Origin of the sequence: Phyllobacterium sp. A18/5-2, from assembly GCF_025452215.1 — a bacterium.
Lineage (GTDB): Bacteria > Pseudomonadota > Alphaproteobacteria > Rhizobiales > Rhizobiaceae > Phyllobacterium > Phyllobacterium sophorae.
The window spans coordinates 1246387-1263978 of sequence record NZ_CP104966.1; the positions used below are offsets into that span (position 1 = coordinate 1246387).

At 57.6% G+C, this 17592-nt stretch carries 16 protein-coding genes and 1 pseudogene; 4 read left to right on the plus strand and 13 right to left on the minus strand.

The genetic code is table 11. The annotated features are described in order from the left end of the window. Positions 1–19: 19 nt before the first annotated feature. Positions 20–451 (plus strand): preQ(1) synthase, encoded by a 432-nt coding sequence (queF, locus tag N8E89_RS06235; RefSeq protein ID WP_410010358.1) that lies wholly within the window; start codon positions 20–22, stop codon positions 449–451. A gap of 211 nt (positions 452–662) precedes the next feature. Here the strand turns inward: queF and leuC are convergent. The 6 genes and pseudogenes from leuC to rimM all read right to left on the minus strand — a co-directional run bounded on the left by leuC (position 663) and on the right by rimM (position 6204). Then, a pseudogene (gene leuC / locus N8E89_RS06240) lies at positions 663–2073 on the minus strand (3-isopropylmalate dehydratase large subunit). 394 nt (positions 2074–2467) lie between these two features. Further along, positions 2468–3283, minus strand: a complete 816-nt coding sequence (locus N8E89_RS06245) for an amino acid ABC transporter permease (protein ID WP_113171512.1) — start codon at positions 3281–3283, stop codon at positions 2468–2470. Between the two features lie 8 nt (positions 3284–3291). Further along, positions 3292–4086 carry a basic amino acid ABC transporter substrate-binding protein gene (locus N8E89_RS06250; RefSeq protein WP_113171549.1) on the minus strand — a complete coding sequence of 265 codons (795 nt, stop codon included), beginning with the start codon at positions 4084–4086 and terminating at the stop codon, positions 3292–3294. A 172-nt stretch (positions 4087–4258) separates the two neighbouring features. Further along, a complete protein-coding gene (gene rplS, locus N8E89_RS06255) occupies positions 4259–4711 on the minus strand; it encodes a 50S ribosomal protein L19 (RefSeq protein WP_106662597.1) in 453 nt (150 codons plus the stop codon). 204 nt (positions 4712–4915) lie between these two features. Then, positions 4916–5626 carry a tRNA (guanosine(37)-N1)-methyltransferase TrmD gene (gene trmD / locus N8E89_RS06260; RefSeq protein WP_113171513.1) on the minus strand — a complete coding sequence of 237 codons (711 nt, stop codon included), beginning with the start codon at positions 5624–5626 and terminating at the stop codon, positions 4916–4918. After that, on the minus strand, positions 5623–6204 hold the full coding sequence (gene rimM, locus N8E89_RS06265; protein ID WP_262261456.1) for a ribosome maturation factor RimM: 582 nt from the start codon (positions 6202–6204) through the stop codon (positions 5623–5625). Before rimM ends, trmD begins: the two co-directional genes overlap by 4 nt. 121 nt (positions 6205–6325) lie before the next feature. Between rimM and N8E89_RS06270 the strand changes: the two genes are divergently transcribed. The 3 genes from N8E89_RS06270 (at position 6326) to N8E89_RS06280 (ending at position 8894) form a co-directional block, all read left to right on the plus strand. Further along, on the plus strand, positions 6326–7282 hold the full coding sequence (locus tag N8E89_RS06270) for a tyrosine recombinase XerC (RefSeq protein WP_262261457.1): 957 nt from the start codon (positions 6326–6328) through the stop codon (positions 7280–7282). Between the two features lie 64 nt (positions 7283–7346). Then, positions 7347–8411 (plus strand): TraB/GumN family protein, encoded by a 1065-nt coding sequence (locus N8E89_RS06275; protein ID WP_113171515.1) that lies wholly within the window; start codon positions 7347–7349, stop codon positions 8409–8411. A gap of 153 nt (positions 8412–8564) precedes the next feature. Then, positions 8565–8894, plus strand: a complete 330-nt coding sequence (locus N8E89_RS06280) for a hypothetical protein (protein WP_210203694.1) — start codon at positions 8565–8567, stop codon at positions 8892–8894. A gap of 68 nt (positions 8895–8962) precedes the next feature. On the opposite strand, the gene lpdA is transcribed toward N8E89_RS06280, so the two are convergent. The 7 genes from lpdA to sucD form a co-directional block, all read right to left on the minus strand. Beyond that, on the minus strand, positions 8963–10369 hold the full coding sequence (gene lpdA, locus N8E89_RS06285; protein ID WP_262261460.1) for a dihydrolipoyl dehydrogenase: 1407 nt from the start codon (positions 10367–10369) through the stop codon (positions 8963–8965). Between the two features lie 33 nt (positions 10370–10402). Next, positions 10403–10933: a hypothetical protein gene (locus tag N8E89_RS06290; protein ID WP_262261462.1), complete on the minus strand. Its 531-nt coding sequence runs from the start codon at positions 10931–10933 to the stop codon at positions 10403–10405. 8 nt (positions 10934–10941) lie between these two features. Continuing rightward, entirely contained in the window at positions 10942–11580 is a 639-nt protein-coding gene (locus N8E89_RS06295; RefSeq protein ID WP_262261463.1) for a LysE family translocator, read from the minus strand. A 2-nt stretch (positions 11581–11582) separates the two neighbouring features. Beyond that, positions 11583–12008 (minus strand): VOC family protein, encoded by a 426-nt coding sequence (locus tag N8E89_RS06300; protein WP_106662123.1) that lies wholly within the window; start codon positions 12006–12008, stop codon positions 11583–11585. Positions 12009–12190: 182 nt separating this feature from the next. Then, positions 12191–13480: a 2-oxoglutarate dehydrogenase complex dihydrolipoyllysine-residue succinyltransferase gene (odhB, locus tag N8E89_RS06305; RefSeq protein ID WP_106662124.1), complete on the minus strand. Its 1290-nt coding sequence runs from the start codon at positions 13478–13480 to the stop codon at positions 12191–12193. Between the two features lie 33 nt (positions 13481–13513). Further along, the gene (locus tag N8E89_RS06310) at positions 13514–16531 is read right to left on the minus strand and encodes a 2-oxoglutarate dehydrogenase E1 component (protein ID WP_106662125.1); all 3018 of its coding nucleotides are present in this window, start codon (positions 16529–16531) and stop codon (positions 13514–13516) included. Positions 16532–16677: 146 nt separating this feature from the next. Beyond that, positions 16678–17592 (minus strand): succinate--CoA ligase subunit alpha, encoded by a 915-nt coding sequence (gene sucD / locus N8E89_RS06315; protein ID WP_106662126.1) that lies wholly within the window; start codon positions 17590–17592, stop codon positions 16678–16680.

Here is a 17592-nt window from a genome sequence, read left to right on the forward strand (position 1 = left end):
TTATGCAGAACAGGCAACGATGCTCGGCAAGGATGTAAAAATCCCGCAGCATCCCGACGAAGCCACTCTCGATGCTGTGCCGAACCCGCAGGCGGGGACATTGTTCCTTGCGCGCTTTGCGTGCCCGGAATTCACCTCGCTTTGCCCGGTCACCGGCCAGCCGGATTTCGGCCATCTGGTGATCGATTATGCTCCGGACCAGAGCCTGGTTGAATCCAAGTCGCTGAAGTTGTTTCTCGGCAGCTTCCGCAATCACGGCGCCTTTCACGAGGATTGCACGGTCGGCATCGGCAAGCGCATCGTCGAGGCGGTCAAGCCCTTGTGGCTGCGCATTGGCGGCTACTGGTATCCGCGCGGCGGTATCCCGATTGACGTTTTCTGGCAGACCGGCCCGGTGCCCGAAGGTTTGTGGCTGCCGGACCAGGGCGTTCCGGCATATCGCGGACGGTGAAGGGTTGGGGCTGGCGGCTGATGCCGGTTATCTCTCCCCTTGTGGGAGAGAAAGGATTTTGTTGAATTTAGCCCCTTTGCTGAATTCTTAGAAAATCCAAGTGAGGGGATTTGAACCCACAATACACTATCCCCTCTCTTGTGATTTCTAGCACTTAGCAAGGGCTAGATGCTGAAATCACATTCCCTCACAAGAGGGGAGATAGAGAAGCTTACTTCCACTCTCTAATATCAACAAAATGTCCGGCGATTGCCGCAGCGGCTGCCATGGCTGGCGACACGAGATGCGTGCGGCCCTTGAAGCCCTGACGTCCTTCGAAATTGCGGTTTGAGGTCGAGGCACAGCGTTCACCTGGCTTCAGGCGGTCGTCATTCATGGCAAGGCACATGGAGCAGCCAGGCTCACGCCAGTCGAGATCCGGCTGCCTTGAAAATCTTGTCGAGACCTTCGGCTTCCGCCTGTTCCTTGACGAGGCCTGACCCTGGAACGATCATCGCATCGACCGTTTCACTGACTTTGCGGCCTTCAACGACCTTCGCGACTTCGCGCAAATCCTCGATGCGGCCATTGGTACACGAACCGATAAAGACGCGGTCTAGCTTGATATCCGTGATCGGTGTGCCCGGCTTTAGTCCCATATAGTCGAGCGCACGCCACTTGGAGCTGCGTTTGGTCTCATCGGCGATGTCGTCCGGATTTGGCACTGCGCCGGTAACCGAGATCACATCCTCCGGGGAAGAGCCCCAGGAAACGATCGGCGGCAGGTCGGCAGCGTTCAAGACGACAATCTTGTCGAAATGCGCGCCTTCGTCGCTCTTCAGCGTCTTCCAATATTCAAGCGCCTGTTCAAAAGCTGCGCCTTTCGGCGCACGGGGCTTGTCCTTGACATAGGCGTATGTCGTCTCGTCCGGAGCGATCAGACCGGCGCGCGCGCCGCCTTCGATCGACATGTTGCAAATGGTCATACGGCCTTCCATCGAAAGCGCGCGAATGGCTTCGCCAGCATATTCGATGACATAGCCGGTGCCGCCTGCGGTGCCGATCTCGCCGATAATGGCAAGGATGATGTCCTTGGCGGTCACCCCGGCCGGCAATACGCCATCGACACGCACCAGCATGTTCTTGGCCTTCGACTGGATCAGCGTCTGGGTCGCGAGAACGTGCTCGACTTCCGATGTGCCGATACCGTGCGCCAAGGCGCCGAAAGCGCCGTGCGTGGAGGTATGGCTGTCGCCGCAGACAATCGTCATGCCCGGCAGGGTAAAGCCCTGCTCCGGTCCGATGATGTGGACGATCCCCTGGCGGATGTCCCTCTCGGAGTAATACTCGACGCCGAAATCCGCGGCATTCTTGGCGAGAGCCTCGACCTGAACGCGGCTCTCCTCATTTTTGATACCATTGACCCGGTCCGGTGAAGTCGGGACGTTGTGGTCAACGACGGCGAGCGTCTTTTCCGGATGGCGGACCTTCCGGCCGGCTACGCGCAAGCCTTCGAACGCCTGCGGGCTGGTCACTTCATGCACAAGATGACGATCAATATACAGGAGGCACGTGCCGTCATCCTGCTGATCGACCAGATGGTCATCCCATATCTTGTCATAGAGTGTACGTGGCGCAGTCATGGCGATATCCTCGGCACGGTGAGGTCGTACCCTCGTGAATAGGGTCGAAATGGTATGAGGCTTTTCGTTAGGATACGAGGAGCAGAGGCGATGGAAATGTTTATCCATTTTCGAGCCTTTGCGACAAAGTAGCCGGGCGAAAAGACCATATCCTCCGGACGCCGAAACGGCTGCAAGCTGCAATGTCGAACCGTTCGGCCGGGGAGAAGACCCCGACCTTCACGCTTCTCCTCGCATCTTTTTGCCGTTTCAGGCGCCATTTCGATCCTCTCCACGAGTGTACGACCTAATGCTTTTCGATTATTTCGTGGACATATGCACTCGAGGTCCACTTACGTCAAGAAACAAGCGAAAAAAGTAATATTCCGGCGACAATGCGCCGCTGTTTCCTGGATCAACGGCGATTGAGACGGCGTTCCAGCCAGCGCAGCCCCAGCGACAGGCTGATGGTCAGTACGAGGTATACATAAGCGACGACGGAATAGGTTTCAAAGAAGCGAAAGGAGCCGGAAGCATAGACCTTGCCCATCTGCGTCACGTCCACCACGCCAAGCACCGAGACGAGCGAGGAATCTTTCACCATCGAGATGAAATCATTGCCGTAGGGCGGCAGGATGATGCGGATCGCCTGGGGCATGACAATAAGGCGGAACCGCGGAAAGCGCTTCAATCCCAGTGCCTTTGCGGCCTCGATCTGGCCCAGGTCCACGGACTGGATGCCAGCGCGAAAAATTTCGGCGAGAAAGGCGGCATAGGCAAGCATCAATGCGATGATGGCGCGCCAGAGCAGGGAAAAATCACGAACCTGCAGCGGCTCGACAAAGCCCGCGCTTTGCAGAGGCTGCGTGACGAAGTTCCACATCGCGATCACCGCCGGGGCGCCGACAAAGGCAACGTAGAACAGCAGCACAAGCAATGGGATGCCGCGCACGATCTCGACATAGAAGCGGGCGATCTGTCTAACGGCAATATGGTCTGAGAGGCTCATCACCGCCAGCAGCAGTCCAAGTGCCGACGCCAGGAGGAACGCAAGAAGCGAGACCCACACCGTGATCCAGATACCCTGCGATACCGTGGAGAAGACCTGTCCATAGATGGGGCTGACGAGGATGGCGGCGCCCAGCACAACGGCGATCGCCACCGCGACGAGCAGCCACCACGGGAAGTCCTTCTTCTCGGAAGATCCCCGGTTCTGAGTGTTATCCGACACTGTTCCGCTTACTGGCCGAGCTTGTAGTCGAGAAACCACTTCTTGTTGAGCGCGTCGAACGTTCCGTCTGCCTTTAAAGCCGCAATCGCCGCATTGACCGGAGCGACGAGCTCCGAACCCTTGGGGAAAATGAAGCCGAAATCCTCAGCGCCGAGAGGTCCGCCGATCAGCTTCAAGGCACCCCCCGACGCATCGACGTAACCCTTGCCAGCCGTGCTGTCGGTCAGCACAAGGTCGACATCGCCAGTCTTCAGCGCCTGGATCGTAGCACCGAAGGTTTCAAACAGCTTGATACGCGGATTCTGTTCATTGCCGTCGAGGACATTGTAGACGGCGACATAGAAATTGGTCGTGCCCGGCTGCGCGCCGACAAGTGCATCCTTCGTGTCGGCAAAGCTCTTCGGATCGGTGAACCGTTTCTCGTCACTGCGCACCAGCATGAACTGTTCCGAGCGCATGTATGGTTCCGAGAAATCGACCTTCTGCTTGCGCTCATCATTGATGGTGATACCGGTCATGCCGATCTGATACTGATTATCGGAAACGGCCTGAATCATCGCATCCCAGCTCGTATTCAGGTACTCGACCTTGAAGTTCAGCCGCTTGGCGATCTCGTTCATCGCATCATATTCCCAGCCGACAGGCTTGCTAGTCTTCGGATCGACGAATTGCAGGGGTGGATAGGCGTTTTCCGTCACCACGGTAACTTGTTTCCCCCCAAGATCAGGCAGGTCGGCAGCCGATGCGGAAAATGGCGCCATGGCGAGCAAAAGTCCCGCCAAAAGAAAGGATCGCAAGTTCATCTCAACCCCCTGTCGCATGTTTGCGTCGAAAACAGATTTCACCTTGTCACCCGCACGTCAATCCCCGCAAGCATGTCTGTACCCTCGATGCCTGCAGGCGGAGAAGATTTTCGCGTCACAAACAAAAAAGGCGGTCCGAAGACCGCCTTTTCAAAATTGTCAGGAACCGCGCTTATTCAGCGGCAGGTGCCTTGGCAACCGTTGCTTCCGTTACCGTCTCGGCAGCGCCGGTGGCCGGTACAGCAGTCTTGTTCTTGCGGTTGTCTTTCTTCTCGACAATGCGGGCTGCCTTGCCGGTGAGGCCGCGCAGGTAGTAGAGTTTCGCACGGCGAACTTTGCCGCGCCGCACGATTTCTACGCCTTCAACCAGTGGTGAAATGATCGGGAATACGCGTTCGACACCTTCACCGTAGGAAATCTTGCGAACCGTGAAGTTCTCGTTGATGCCAGCGCCGTTACGGGCAATGCAAACGCCTTCATAAGCCTGAACGCGGGTACGGGTACCTTCCGTCACGCGGACGTTGACACGAACCGTGTCGCCTGGGCGGAAATCCGGAAGTGTGCGCTTTGCTTCGATTTTTGCTCTCTGCTCGAGATCGAGCTGACGAATAATCTCGACGGTCATCGTCTTCATCCTTTTCTTGTCTTCTCGAACAGTCAGAGCGTTCAGCACTAGAAACACAGCGGCTTGGCCGCATTTCTATGCCTCTGATGAGGCAGGAGCGAATTCACCATTCATTGATTAATGGATTCGGGTTTTCCCGAGTTGGCGGGCAAATACACCATAAAAGCCGGTTTGTCACCTCTGACGGCGATTCTTTTTGCTTGTCTATTTTTTTGAAGGCACGTTGTGGGCGTTCCAAAGATCGGGCCGCCGTTCCCGCGTCAGCCGTTCGGCCTCCCCACGACGCCACTTGTCGATCGCCCCGTGATTGCCGGACAAAAGCACGTCCGGAATCCGGCGGCCTTCCCACTCCTGCGGCTTGGTATAGTGCGGGTGTTCGAGCAGGCCAGTTTCAAAGCTCTCGGTTTCACCGGACATGGCATTGCCCATGACACCGGGTAGCAGTCTGACAATCGCATCAAGAACGACAATTGCAGCGGTCTCTCCGCCGGAAAGGACATAATCGCCGATCGACACTTCTTCAAAATCCCGGGCCTCGATCAGCCGCTCGTCCACCCCTTCGAAACGGCCGCAAAGCAGGACAACGCCAGGACCGGCCGCCAGCTCGCGCACCCGTGCCTGCGTGAGCGGCTTGCCGCGCGGGCTCATGAACAGTTTTGGCCGCAGATCCGCCACATGATCCACAGCGCGTGCCAGAACATCCGGCTTCATCACCATGCCCGCGCCGCCGCCAGCCGGTGTATCGTCAACCATACGGTGCCTGTCGGTAGCAAAATCGCGAATCTGCACTGTTTGCAGCGACCACGCGCCGTCCTGCAATGCCTTTCCTGCGAGTGACACGCCAAGCGGCCCCGGAAACATTTCCGGATAGAGCGTCAGCACAGTGGCGCGAAAGCCCCCCTCTCCCGCCGTCATGACTGCTTTTTCCCGTCGCCTTCACCGCCGAGCTGGCGGCGGCGATCCTCGTCCTCATTCTCATCGGGAATGAGACCAGCTGCTACAGGATCGATGACGATGTGACCAGCCTTGACGTCGACCTGTGGCACCGCAGCCAGCGTGAACGGTATCAGCATGGGACGTTTGCCGGGAATGGTCAGCTCGAGAAGGTCACCACCGCCGAAGTCGAACATAGCCGATACTTTGCCGTGCTTTTTGCCTTCCGCATCGATTGCCTCCAGGCCGATCAGGTCGGAATGGTAATATTCGTCCTCGTCCAGGTCCTGAGGCAATTGCGAACGGTCAATAAACAGGGTCGTGCCATTCAGCGCCTCGGCCATATTGCGGTCATTCACGCCGCGGAAACGCACGACGACAACAGTTTTGGCCGGACGTATGTCCAGAACCTCGAAAGCCCTGCCGGTCACATCATAAAGCGGACCATAGTCGGCAAGTGCCATCGGATCGCCGGTGAAGGTTTTCACGCGCAATTCACCGCGTGTTCCGTGTGCCGCACCGATCACCGCCAACTGAACCGGATCATTCAACTTTGCCATGGCATCTTCCATTTATTCGCATCAGCCCGAATTAGAGCAAACCTCGAGCAAAACCAAGGCTGAAACGACTCCGTAAGGAGTCCTGTGTCAGGGTTGCGTCATAAAATCGAGGAGCGACGCCATGGGCGCCCAGCCGCAAACCGAAGAATTTCTGGTTTCCGCCAGAGCCGACCTGATTGACGCACGTGAAAATTGGCTGAAATCCCTGAAGAACACGCGACGGCTGGCGGCGAACACACTGGAGGCCTATGAGCGCGACACGCGTCAGTTCTTTCAGTTCCTCACCGGCCATCTGGGCGAGCCGCCAGCGCTGAAGGACGTGGCGACACTGCGCATTGCCGACCTTCGCTCGTTCCTGGCCCGCCGCCGCAATGATGGTGCCGGAGCTCGCACGCTTGGGCGCGGACTTGCGGGCATACGCTCCTTCCTGCGTCATCTGGAAAAGCAGGGCATGGCCAATGCCGCTGCGTCGATCGCCATGCGCGCGCCGCGCCAGCCGAAATCCCTGCCGAAGCCACTGACCGTGATCGATGCACGCCGCGTAGTCGAAACTGGCGAACAGCTTAACGAAGAGCCATGGATCGCCGCCCGCAATGCCGCCGTGCTGACGTTGCTCTACGGCTGCGGTTTGCGCATTTCCGAAGCGCTCGGCCTCGATGGCGGGGCATTGACCGATCCCGATGCACGCTCCATTCCCATTACCGGCAAGGGCGGAAAAACCCGCATGGTACCCCTTCTGCCGATCGTGCATCGTGTTGTCGCGGAATATCGCAAACTCTGCCCCTATGCGCTGGAAGAGGGCAAACCGCTGTTTCGCGGCGCACGCGGCGGCGAGCTGCACCCGGCCATCATCCAGCGTGACATGCAGAAGATGCGCGGCGCGCTTGGCCTGCCGGGTACGGCGACGCCGCATGCGCTGCGGCATTCCTTCGCCACGCACCTGCTCGGCCGTGGCGGTGACCTGCGCACCATTCAGGAATTGCTCGGCCACGCCAGCCTGTCGACGACACAGGTCTATACCGGCGTCGATACGCAACGGTTGCTGGAAATATACGACAAGGCGCATCCCCGCGCCTGAAAACAGACAATTTACGCGTAGAGATTAACGCTTTTTCCAAGAGCCCACGGATAGAACGTAAGGTATGAACGACAAAGATATCTTCCCCGCACTTGACCGCATCGCCGATGGCATTCTCAGGCTGTGCCTGATAATGAGCTGGCTTATGCTCGCCGCGTTTCTGGTTATCGCTTTCAGCGCCCGCGCGCGGGCGGAAGGAATTAGCTGCGGTGGCCGCGACCTGATTGCGGAGATGGCGAAGTCCGACCCGGTCAAGCTCGACGCCCTGCGCAAAGAGGCCGCGGAAACTGAAAACGGCAAGGGACTGCTCTGGAAGATCGAAAAGCCGGGCGTGAAGCCATCCTACCTGTTTGGCACCATGCATCTTACTGATCCGCGCGTACTCAAACTTTCCGGCGCCGCTGAAGCCGCGTATCAGGGAGCCGATACGATCGTCATCGAAACGGACGAGGTGCTCGACTCCAAGGCACCGTTGAAGGTGATGGCGGACACGCCCGATTTGATGATGTTCACCAATGGACAGACCCTCGACAAGCTCATTCCCAAAGACAAGCTTGAGACCGTCAAGGCCGCGCTTTCGAAACGCGGCATCTCGCTCGCCGCTGTAAATCGCATGCAGCCGTGGATACTCACCAGCATGCTTGCCATGCCCGCCTGCGAACTTGCGCGCAAGAAGGAAGGCACCGATTTTCTCGATATCAAGCTCGCTGAAGAGGCAAAAAACAGCGGCAAGCGAATCGCTGGTCTTGAAACCATCAAGGATCAGCTGGGCGCGATGGCTTCGCTGCCCATACAGTTCCACGTTGACGGTTTGATCGAAACGCTGGCGCTGGGCCCGGAACTGCCCGATGTCTTTGAAACGATGACCGTACTCTATACGCAAGGCGATATTGGTATGATCTTCCCGCTGATGCGCTCGGTCTCTCCCGACGGAATTGAAAGTGGCAGCAACTATGCAGAGTTTGAAGAGAAGATGATCAATACCCGCAATCGAACCATGGCGGAACGGGCTATGCCGATCGTTGACGAAGGCAATGCGTTCATTGCGGTCGGTGCCTTGCATCTTCCGGGAGAGCAAGGTCTCGTTTCATTGCTGAAACACAAGGGCTATACAATCACAGCTCAATGACCAGCCGGAGCAAGTATTTTTCCCCGAAGCGCACGTATAAACGCGATAGCATTCCGAAGAAATCCTCTCAATTCCTGGTTATTCTGGAACATAATAGCGAAATAGCCGTTATTCGTTCATCCTTGTGTAAAGGAATGTCACGGAGGACGCAAAATGACCTATGATCCAAACTTGCAGCGGCCAATGGAAACCGATCCGATGAATCCTAAAACTACTGTGATCAAGTCGGGCGGCGGCAGTGGCTTTCTTATTGCTGGCATCCTAATCGCCGCGCTGGTGGTCGGTGGTTACTATTACCTGAACCGCAGCGGTACCGAGATGGACGTCCCAGCTCCGCCAGCACCGACGAGTGAGGCGCCCGCTCCGGCAGCCCCCGCAGCACCTGATGCGATGGCCCCAGCACCAAAAGCTCCGGCTCCCGCTGAGCCTGCTCCGGCGCCGTCTACAACGCCAGCGCCCACTGCACCGGCTCCTGCTCAGTAATCTAGAGTGTAAGCCAGACAGCAAAAAAGGCCCGGAATTCCGGGCCTTTTTCCTTGCAATACTGGAAATCACATGTGGATCGGTTTGAAGAACGTGGCGAGGGCTGCTTCGCGCACGGCCTCCGACATGGTTGGGTGCGCATGCGTCGTACGCGCCAGATCTTCCGATGAGCCGCCGAATTCCATCAGTACAGTTGCTTCATGGATCATTTCGCCAGCCCCATAACCGACAATGTGCACGCCCAGCACCCTATCGCTGGCCTTGTCGGCAAGGATCTTGACGAAACCGTCTGTGTGCAACATGGCTCGCGCACGTCCATTGGCCGTGAACGGAAATTTACCGGCTTTGTATTCGATGCCTGCGGCCTTGAGCTCTTCCTCGGTCTTGCCGACAGAGGCAACTTCGGGCTGGGTATAGACGACACTGGGGATGGCGTCGTAATTGACGTGACCAACCTGCCCTGCAAGGATCTCGGCAACGGCAATGCCTTCATCTTCCGCCTTGTGCGCCAGCATCGCTCCCTCAACGACATCGCCAATGGCGTAAATGCCTGGAACATTGGTCTGCCAATGGTCGTTTATGGCGACGCGGCCGCGATCATCCATGGCAACGCCGGCCTCCTTCAGTCCAAGGCCGTCCGTATAGGGCTTTCGGCCGGTGGATACGAGCACGACATCGGCGTCGATCGTCTGAACTTCACCGCCCTTGACCGGCTCGAACGTAACCTTGGCGCCCTTACCCGATTTTTCAACGCCGGTAACCTTCGCACCCATTTTGAACTCGATCCCCTGCTTTTCCAGCATACGCTGGAACTGCCGCGAGATATCACCGTCCATGGGTCCGAGAATCTTGTCCAGGAATTCAACCACGGTCACCTTTGATCCAAGGCGGCTCCAGACCGAACCAAGCTCTAGACCAATCACGCCACCGCCGACAACGACGAGATGTTCCGGCACTTTCTGGAATTCCAATGCCCCAGTTGAGGACACGATGACCTTTTCGTCAAACTCGACATCCACCCCCGGAATACCCGCGACATCCGAACCGGTGGCAATAACGATGTTCTTCGTCTCGATTTCCTGAGCCGAACCGTCTTCAGCGGTTACCGAGACCCTGCCGGCAGCAACGACCTTGCCCGTACCCATGAACGTATCGATCTTGTTCTTCTTGAACAGAAACGCTACGCCATTGACGTTGGCTTCCACTGTTGCGTCCTTATGGGCGAGCATTGCCTTCAGATTGAGCTTGGGCGTGCCTACTTCGACGCCGAGAGTGGCGTGAGAATGACCCGCCTCATGGAATACTTCCGAAGCGTGCAGCATCGCTTTTGAAGGAATGCAGCCAATATTGAGGCAGGTTCCGCCAAAGGTAGGGCGCTTCTCGATCACCGCGGTCTTCAGGCCGAGTTGCGCGGCCTTGATCGCGCACACATAGCCGCCCGGACCTGTTCCGATGACGACGACATCATATGCCATGATTGATTCCTTCTTCTGTGGGCTCACGCGAAATTATTGTTCGGGGACGCATTCTTTGAAACGAAAGACTTCCCAGGGGAAAGTCTCGATGGGTTTTTCAAGTTTGAAATTGAAGCCACTCATGGAGCTGGAAAAATCTGGCAGAAGCAACGCTTGCGCGGCTGGTTCCTTGGCTTTTGGCAGAAGATCCGCGTCGGCGCCTTCCTTCAGCGCATAAATGACGCCTTGCCAAACCGTGCATGCCCGCAGCTCGTCGCCCGTGACGTCACCGCCCGGGCACTTGTACATGACGATGCCGTTGGGGCGGGCCACACCCTCGTTCCACATGACCACGCCATCCAGCTTCACGTCGCTGTCGTTCAGCTGGATTGTGAACTCATTCGACGTCATCACCGGCTGATCTTCCGGAACATGCCTGAAGGTCAGGGTATAGGTGTCATCCCTGTCCGCGTAGACGGCGCGGTCCTGCGTGCAGGCGGCAAATGCCGGCGTCGCAAGCAATGAAACAACCACCGCGAGAATGGCGGCGTTACTTCCAGGATGGTGGCGAGCGCGTAAAGCCATCAAATATTCTAGCTCGCTTGGCTGCTGGCAAGCTTGACGCCGAGCCCGATGAATACGAGCCCGGTGACGCGGTTGAACCAGCGGCCCCAGGCGACAAAGCGGTCACGAACGGATTGCATCGTGAAAAAGACGGATACGGCGACGAACCAGCAAATCAATGCTGTTGTCATGACCATGCCGTAGCCGGCCTGAATGAGGATGGGCGTCTCGTGGCTGACCAGTGCCGAGAACAGCGACAGGAAGAACAGCACGGCTTTCGGGTTCAGAGCATTGGTGACGAAGCCCATGAGAAAGCAGCGCAATGCAGAGAGCTGCTTGACTGACTCGCTTTCATCCATTCCAGCCGGAGCTTCCGGTGCCGGGGCGCGTAACGCCTTGACGCCGAGATAGAACAGATAGGCAGCACCGGCCCATTTGAGCATTCCAAAAAGATAGAGCGACTTCGACACGATAAGCCCGAGCCCAAGCACCGTGTAGCTGATATGAAACAGCAGCGATGTGCCAATGCCGAAGCTGGTGATAATGGCGCTGCGCCGCCCGTGCACAATGCTCTGCCGGACGACAAGCGCAAAGTCGGCTCCCGGCGACACGACCATGATCGAGAATACCGCCATCAGACCGAGAAGCTCGTAGAAATAATGCGACATGGTCATGCTCCACCAAGTGGCGCGTTGAACGCCCAGACATGGCCAAACGGGTCCTTCACGCGGCCGTAGCGCGCATTCCAGAACGTATCTTCAACGGGCATGACGAGCGTTGCACCAGCCTTGACAGCACGGTCAACCGCCTGGTCGACTTCCGCAGCTTTCGGCAGGTTGATATTGATCGCGACACTCGCACCGCCACGACTCTGAGGCGACAGAACATCGCCCCCATATTCCGGAAACTCGTCGTGCATCATGATGGTGCCGCCAAACAGCGATAAATTGGCGTGCATGACGCGCTTTCCATCCTCGGTCATCTGTTTGAAGGTGTTTTTGGCACCGAAGGCTTTTTCATAGAAAGCGATCGCTTCAAGGCCGTCTTTGACGCAGATGTGGGGCTCTACTGGCGGGTAATTCGGTACATCAGCCATTTTGCTTTGCCTTTCATCCTATGCCGGTGAACGGATCGACCGGCAGATCATTGATATGAGACATCACAACCGACCAAACGCGCATCCTTGGTTCTGGCGCCTGGCCATGGAGATCATGCGATTTCAGTCCGATGCACCATCGGGGCCACGCAATTGCGGCCCCGTTTGATCGAAGGCCCGTATCAGAGATCGAGAACGAGACGTTCCGGATCCTCGAGGCTTTCCTTGACGCGGACGAGGAAGGTTACTGCTTCCTTGCCGTCAACAATGCGATGGTCGTAGCTCAGCGCCAGGTACATCATCGGGCGGATAACGATTTGCCCGCCAACGACAACCGGACGGTCCTGGATCTTGTGCATGCCAAGAATACCGGACTGCGGTGCATTGAGAATAGGCGAGGACATGAGCGAACCATAAACACCACCATTGGAAATGGTGAAGGTGCCGCCCTGCATGTCAGCCATTGAAAGTGCACCGTCCCGTGCGGCCTTGCCGAGACGGCCGATTTCCTTTTCGATCTCGGCGATCGACATCTGGTCCGCATTGCGTACGACCGGAACGACGAGCCCCTTGTCCGTGCCGACGGCAACGCCAACATGGGCAAAGTTCTTGTAGATGATGTCCGTGCCGTCGATCTCGGCGTTAACCGCCGGAATTTCTTTCAAAGCATGCGTTACAGCCTTGGTGAAGAACCCCATGAAGCCAAGCTTGACACCATGCTTCTTTTCGAAAATTTCCTTGTAGCGATTTCGCAGGTCCATCACCGCCGACATATCCACCTCATTGTAGGTGGTCAGCATGGCGGCTGTGCTCTGTGCATCCTTGAGGCGCTTGGCTATAGTCTGCCGCAGCCGGGTCATCTTCACGCGCTCTTCGCGCGACGCGTCATCGGCGGGCGATGCCGGACGCGCGACGGCTTTCGGCGCTTCGGCCGCGGGCTGAGCAGGGATGCCCTTGGCAACAGCATCGAGTACATCGCCCTTCAAAACCTGACCGCGCTTGCCGGAACCTTCCACCTGCGAGGCGGAAACGCCTTTTTCAGCCAGAAGCTTCGAAGCTGCCGGGGAAGCCGGCATTTCGCTTGGTTTGCGTTCGGCGATAGCCGGTTCGCCGGCAACTTCGGCGGTCTTTGCCGCAGCCTCGCCGGTGGTGGCTGCAGCCGCCGCTCCGGATGCCTGGGCAACGGCGGCCGGTGCCGGCTCCGCCGTCTTGGTTGGGGCGGCTCCCGCACCATCGCCAGAGCCAATCATTCCGAGCAAAGCGCCAACTTCAACCGTGTCGCCTTCCTTGGCGGTGATTTCAGCCAGCGATCCGGCAGCCGCCGCCGGAACCTCTATCGTTACCTTGTCGGTTTCAAGTTCCACCAGGGGTTCATCAACGGCAATGGCCTCGCCGACCTTCTTGAACCACTTGCCAATGGTCGCTTCGGAAACGGATTCGCCCAGCGTTGGGACGCGGATTTCGGTTGCCATGTTCTCGCTCTTCCGTTGATTTTCTTTTGTTAATCAAGAACCCAAAGCATCTTCAAGCAATGCTTCGAGCTGTGCAAGGTGTTTGGACATCAGACCAGTTGCGGTCGATGCGGCGGCAGGACGTCCGGTATAACGGACACGCTGATGCTTCGCATCGATATGCGCCAGGACCCATTCCAGATAGGGATCGATAAAGGCCCAGGCACCCATGTTCTTGGGTTCTTCCTGGCACCAGACCATTTCCGCATTGCGGAAGCGGGAAAGTTCGGTGATCAAAGCCTTTGCCGGGAACGGATAAAGCTGCTCGACGCGCAAGAGATAAACGTCGTCGATGCCGCGCTTTTCGCGCTCCTCGTAAAGGTCGTAATAGACCTTGCCAGAACACAGAACGACGCGACGGATCTTCGAGTCCTTCTGCAGCTTGATCGGCTGATCTTTCAGGAGCTGCGCATCATCCCACAGCAAGCGGTGGAATGATGAATCACCCGTGAAATCGCCGATCGACGAGACCGCCCGCTTGTGACGCAGCAGGGACTTCGGTGTCATCAGGATCAGCGGCTTGCGGAAGTCACGCTTCATCTGGCGGCGCAGGATATGGAAGTAATTGGCAGGCGTCGTGCAGTTCGCAACCTGCATATTATCTTCCGCACAAAGCTGCAGATAGCGCTCGAGACGGGCCGATGAGTGTTCTGGTCCCTGCCCCTCATAGCCATGCGGCAACAGGCAGACGAGACCCGACATGCGCAGCCATTTGCGCTCGCCCGATGAAATGAACTGGTCGAAGATGACCTGAGCACCGTTGGCGAAATCGCCGAACTGCGCTTCCCACAGGGTGAGCGCACGCGGATCAGACAGCGAATAGCCATATTCGAAGCCGAGAACCGCCTCCTCTGAGAGCATCGAATTGATGACTTCGTAGAGCGCCTGACCCTTTTGCAGATTGTTGAGCGGGATATAGCGCTGTTCAGTGTCCTGATCGTAGAGCACCGAATGGCGCTGGCTGAATGTGCCGCGTTCGACATCCTGACCCGACAGGCGCACCGGATGCCCCTCCGTTACGAGGGACCCGAACGCCAAGGCTTCCGCCGTTGCCCAGTCGAAGCCTTCGCCAGTCTCTATCATCTTCGCGCGGTTGTCCTGGAAACGCTGGATGGTCCTGTGCACGTTGAGGCCCGCCGGAACCTCGGCAAGCTTCTTGCCGATCTCCTTGAGCGTCTTCACTGGCAGTCCGGTTTTGCCCCTGCGCTGTTCATCGGCATTATCGGCCGTACGCAGACCGCTCCAGGCGCCGTCCAGCCAGTCGGCCTTGTTCGGCTTGTAGGCCTGGCCTGCCTCGAACTCCTGCTCGAGCGCTTCGCGCCATGATGCGCGCATCTTATCGAGATCGGCCTCGGTGATGAGACCTTCCTCGATCAGCTTGGCCGAATACAGCTGAACCGTAGTCTTCTGGCCGCGGATAGTCTTGTACATGATCGGCTGTGTGAACGCCGGCTCGTCGCCCTCATTGTGGCCGAAACGGCGATAGCAGAACATGTCAATAACGACCGGCTTGTGGAACGTCATGCGGTATTCTGTGGCAATTTTAGCCACATAAACAACAGCTTCGGGATCGTCACCATTAACGTGGAAGATCGGCGCTTCGATCATCTTCGCGACATCGGAGGGATAGGGCGAGGATCGCGAAAAACGTGGATTGGTAGTAAAGCCGATCTGGTTGTTGATGATGAAATGCACGGTACCGGCAACGCGGTGGCCGCGCAGGCCAGAAAGCCCAAGGCACTCGGCAACCACGCCCTGGCCGGCAAAGGCCGCGTCGCCATGCAGAAGCAGCGGCATGACCTTTGAACGCTCGGACAATGGCACGATTTCGTCGCGGTCGCGCCCGCAAAGCAGGTCCTGCTTTGCGCGCGCCTTGCCCATGACAACCGGATTGACGATTTCGAGGTGCGAGGGGTTGGCTGTCAAAGACAGGTGCACCTTGTTGCCGTCGAACTCGCGGTCGGACGACGCACCGAGGTGGTATTTCACGTCGCCGGAACCTTCGACATCGTCCGGAGTATAGGAACCGCCCTTGAATTCATGAAAAATTGCGCGGTGCGGCTTGCGCATGAACTGGCTGAGTACGTTGAGCCGGCCGCGATGGGCCATACCAAGGACGATTTCCTTCAGGCCCATGGAACCGCCGCGCTTGACGATCTGTTCCAGCGCCGGAATGAGCGACTCCCCGCCATCAAGGCCGAAGCGCTTCGTGCCCTTGTATTTGACGTCGATAAACTGCTCGAAGCCTTCTGCCTCGATCAGCTTCGACAGGATCGCCTTCTTGCCTTCTGCGGTGAACGCGACACCCTTGTCCGGTCCCTCGATGCGCTCCTGGATCCAGGATTTTTCGACCGGATCGGATATGTGCATGAACTCGACACCGATCGTCGAGCAATAGGTGCGCTTGAGGATGTCGAGCATTTGCGGGATCGTCGCATATTCGAGACCCAGCACGTTATCGATGAATATCTTGCGATCGTAATCGGCCGGAGAGAAGCCGTAGCTCTCGGGCGACAGCTCGTTATAGTCTTCCTTGACTTCGGCAAGACCAAGTGGATCGAGTTTCGCGTGCAAATGACCGCGCATGCGATAGGCGCGGATCATCATGATCGCACGCACGGAATCGCGCGCCGCGTGAATGATTTCCGAGTCCGATGCAGACGTCAATGGCGCGGCCACGCCGTTCGTTGCAGCGGAGCCGTTTGCACCCTTGGCCTTCAGCTTGTCCGTGATATGCTTTTCGACTTCACCCCAGTTGCCGTCAAGCGCCGAGACCAGCTCGCCATTGCCCGCGATGGGCCAGTTCGGTTTCTCCCAGGATGCGCCCTTCGCATTCTTGAGAACATCGTCCTTGGTGTCGTTGAGATTGGCGAAAAATTCCTGCCATTCGGCACCAACCGATGCCGGATCCTTTTCATACTGCGCATGCAGTTCCTCGATATAGTGGGCATTGCCACCATAGAGAAACGAGGTAAGCGCAAAAATGTCGTTGGCCTGTTCTTGACGTGCCATGTTCGTGACCGGAGCTTCTACTCCGTCTCCCTTTGTAAGAGTGCACCCGCTCATCTTAAACCAGTGTCACTCTGGGTTGGGGCCCGAATGGCCCCGTGGACCGATCGGGGCGACAATCGCCCCGATTCATTCTTGCTATCCTGATCTCAGCCCTTGAGGACTTCGACCAGGGTCTTGCCGAGCTGCGCTGGCGATGGTGACACGCGGATGCCCGCGGCTTCCATGGCTGCGATCTTGTCTTCCGCGCCACCCTTGCCGCCGGAGATGACCGCACCGGCATGCCCCATCGTGCGGCCGGGCGGAGCCGTGCGTCCGGCGATGAAACCGGCCATCGGCTTCTTGCGCCCGCGTTTTGCTTCGTCGGCAATGAACTGCGCTGCATCTTCTTCGGCCGAGCCACCGATTTCGCCAATCATGATGATCGATTTCGTCGCTTCGTCGGCAAGGAACATTTCCAGGACATCGATGAATTCCGTACCCTTCACAGGATCGCCGCCAATACCGACAGCGGTCGTCTGGCCAAGGCCTTCGTTCGTCGTCTGAAACACTGCTTCATAGGTAAGTGTCCCGGAGCGGGATACAACACCCACGGAGCCCTTCTTGAAGATGTTACCTGGCATAATGCCGATCTTGCATTCTTCCGGCGTTAACACACCCGGACAGTTCGGTCCGATCAGACGCGATGCGGAACGGTCGAGACGGGCCTTGACCCGCACCATATCCATGACCGGTATGCCTTCGGTAATGCAGATGATCAGCGGGATCTCCGCGTCTATGGCTTCGATGATGGCTTCCGCAGCGCCCGCTGGCGGCACATAGATCACCGAGGCATTTGCACCGGTACGATCCTTGCCTTCGGCTACGGAGGCGAAAATCGGCAGTTGAGCGCTCGAGCCGGTCGGCAAATTGCCCTCCCAGGTTTCGCCACCCTTTTTCGGATGGATGCCGCCGACCATCTTGGTGCCGTAGTAGGCCAGCGCCTGTTCGGTATGAAAAGTACCGGTCTTGCCGGTCAGGCCCTGGACGAGAACCTTGGTGTCTTTGTTGACGAGAATAGACAT

Excerpts from the sequence above, each read along its gene's own strand:
- queF (WP_410010358.1), top strand. The coding sequence starts at position 20 with ATGCTCGGCAAGGATGTAAAAATCCCGCAGCATCCCGACGAAGCCACT.
- N8E89_RS06250 (WP_113171549.1), bottom strand. The coding sequence starts at position 4,086 with ATGAACTTGCGATCCTTTCTTTTGGCGGGACTTTTGCTCGCCATGGCG.
- rplS (WP_106662597.1), bottom strand. The coding sequence starts at position 4,711 with ATGACCGTCGAGATTATTCGTCAGCTCGATCTCGAGCAGAGAGCAAAA.
- trmD (WP_113171513.1), bottom strand. The coding sequence starts at position 5,626 with ATGACGGCGGGAGAGGGGGGCTTTCGCGCCACTGTGCTGACGCTCTAT.
- rimM (WP_262261456.1), bottom strand. The coding sequence starts at position 6,204 with ATGGCAAAGTTGAATGATCCGGTTCAGTTGGCGGTGATCGGTGCGGCA.
- N8E89_RS06270 (WP_262261457.1), top strand. The coding sequence starts at position 6,326 with ATGGGCGCCCAGCCGCAAACCGAAGAATTTCTGGTTTCCGCCAGAGCC.
- N8E89_RS06275 (WP_113171515.1), top strand. The coding sequence starts at position 7,347 with ATGAACGACAAAGATATCTTCCCCGCACTTGACCGCATCGCCGATGGC.
- N8E89_RS06280 (WP_210203694.1), top strand. The coding sequence starts at position 8,565 with ATGACCTATGATCCAAACTTGCAGCGGCCAATGGAAACCGATCCGATG.
- lpdA (WP_262261460.1), bottom strand. The coding sequence starts at position 10,369 with ATGGCATATGATGTCGTCGTCATCGGAACAGGTCCGGGCGGCTATGTG.
- N8E89_RS06290 (WP_262261462.1), bottom strand. The coding sequence starts at position 10,933 with ATGGCTTTACGCGCTCGCCACCATCCTGGAAGTAACGCCGCCATTCTC.
- N8E89_RS06295 (WP_262261463.1), bottom strand. The coding sequence starts at position 11,580 with ATGTCGCATTATTTCTACGAGCTTCTCGGTCTGATGGCGGTATTCTCG.
- N8E89_RS06300 (WP_106662123.1), bottom strand. The coding sequence starts at position 12,008 with ATGGCTGATGTACCGAATTACCCGCCAGTAGAGCCCCACATCTGCGTC.
- odhB (WP_106662124.1), bottom strand. The coding sequence starts at position 13,480 with ATGGCAACCGAAATCCGCGTCCCAACGCTGGGCGAATCCGTTTCCGAA.
- N8E89_RS06310 (WP_106662125.1), bottom strand. The coding sequence starts at position 16,531 with ATGGCACGTCAAGAACAGGCCAACGACATTTTTGCGCTTACCTCGTTT.
- sucD (WP_106662126.1), bottom strand. The coding sequence starts at position 17,592 with ATGTCTATTCTCGTCAACAAAGACACCAAGGTTCTCGTCCAGGGCCTG.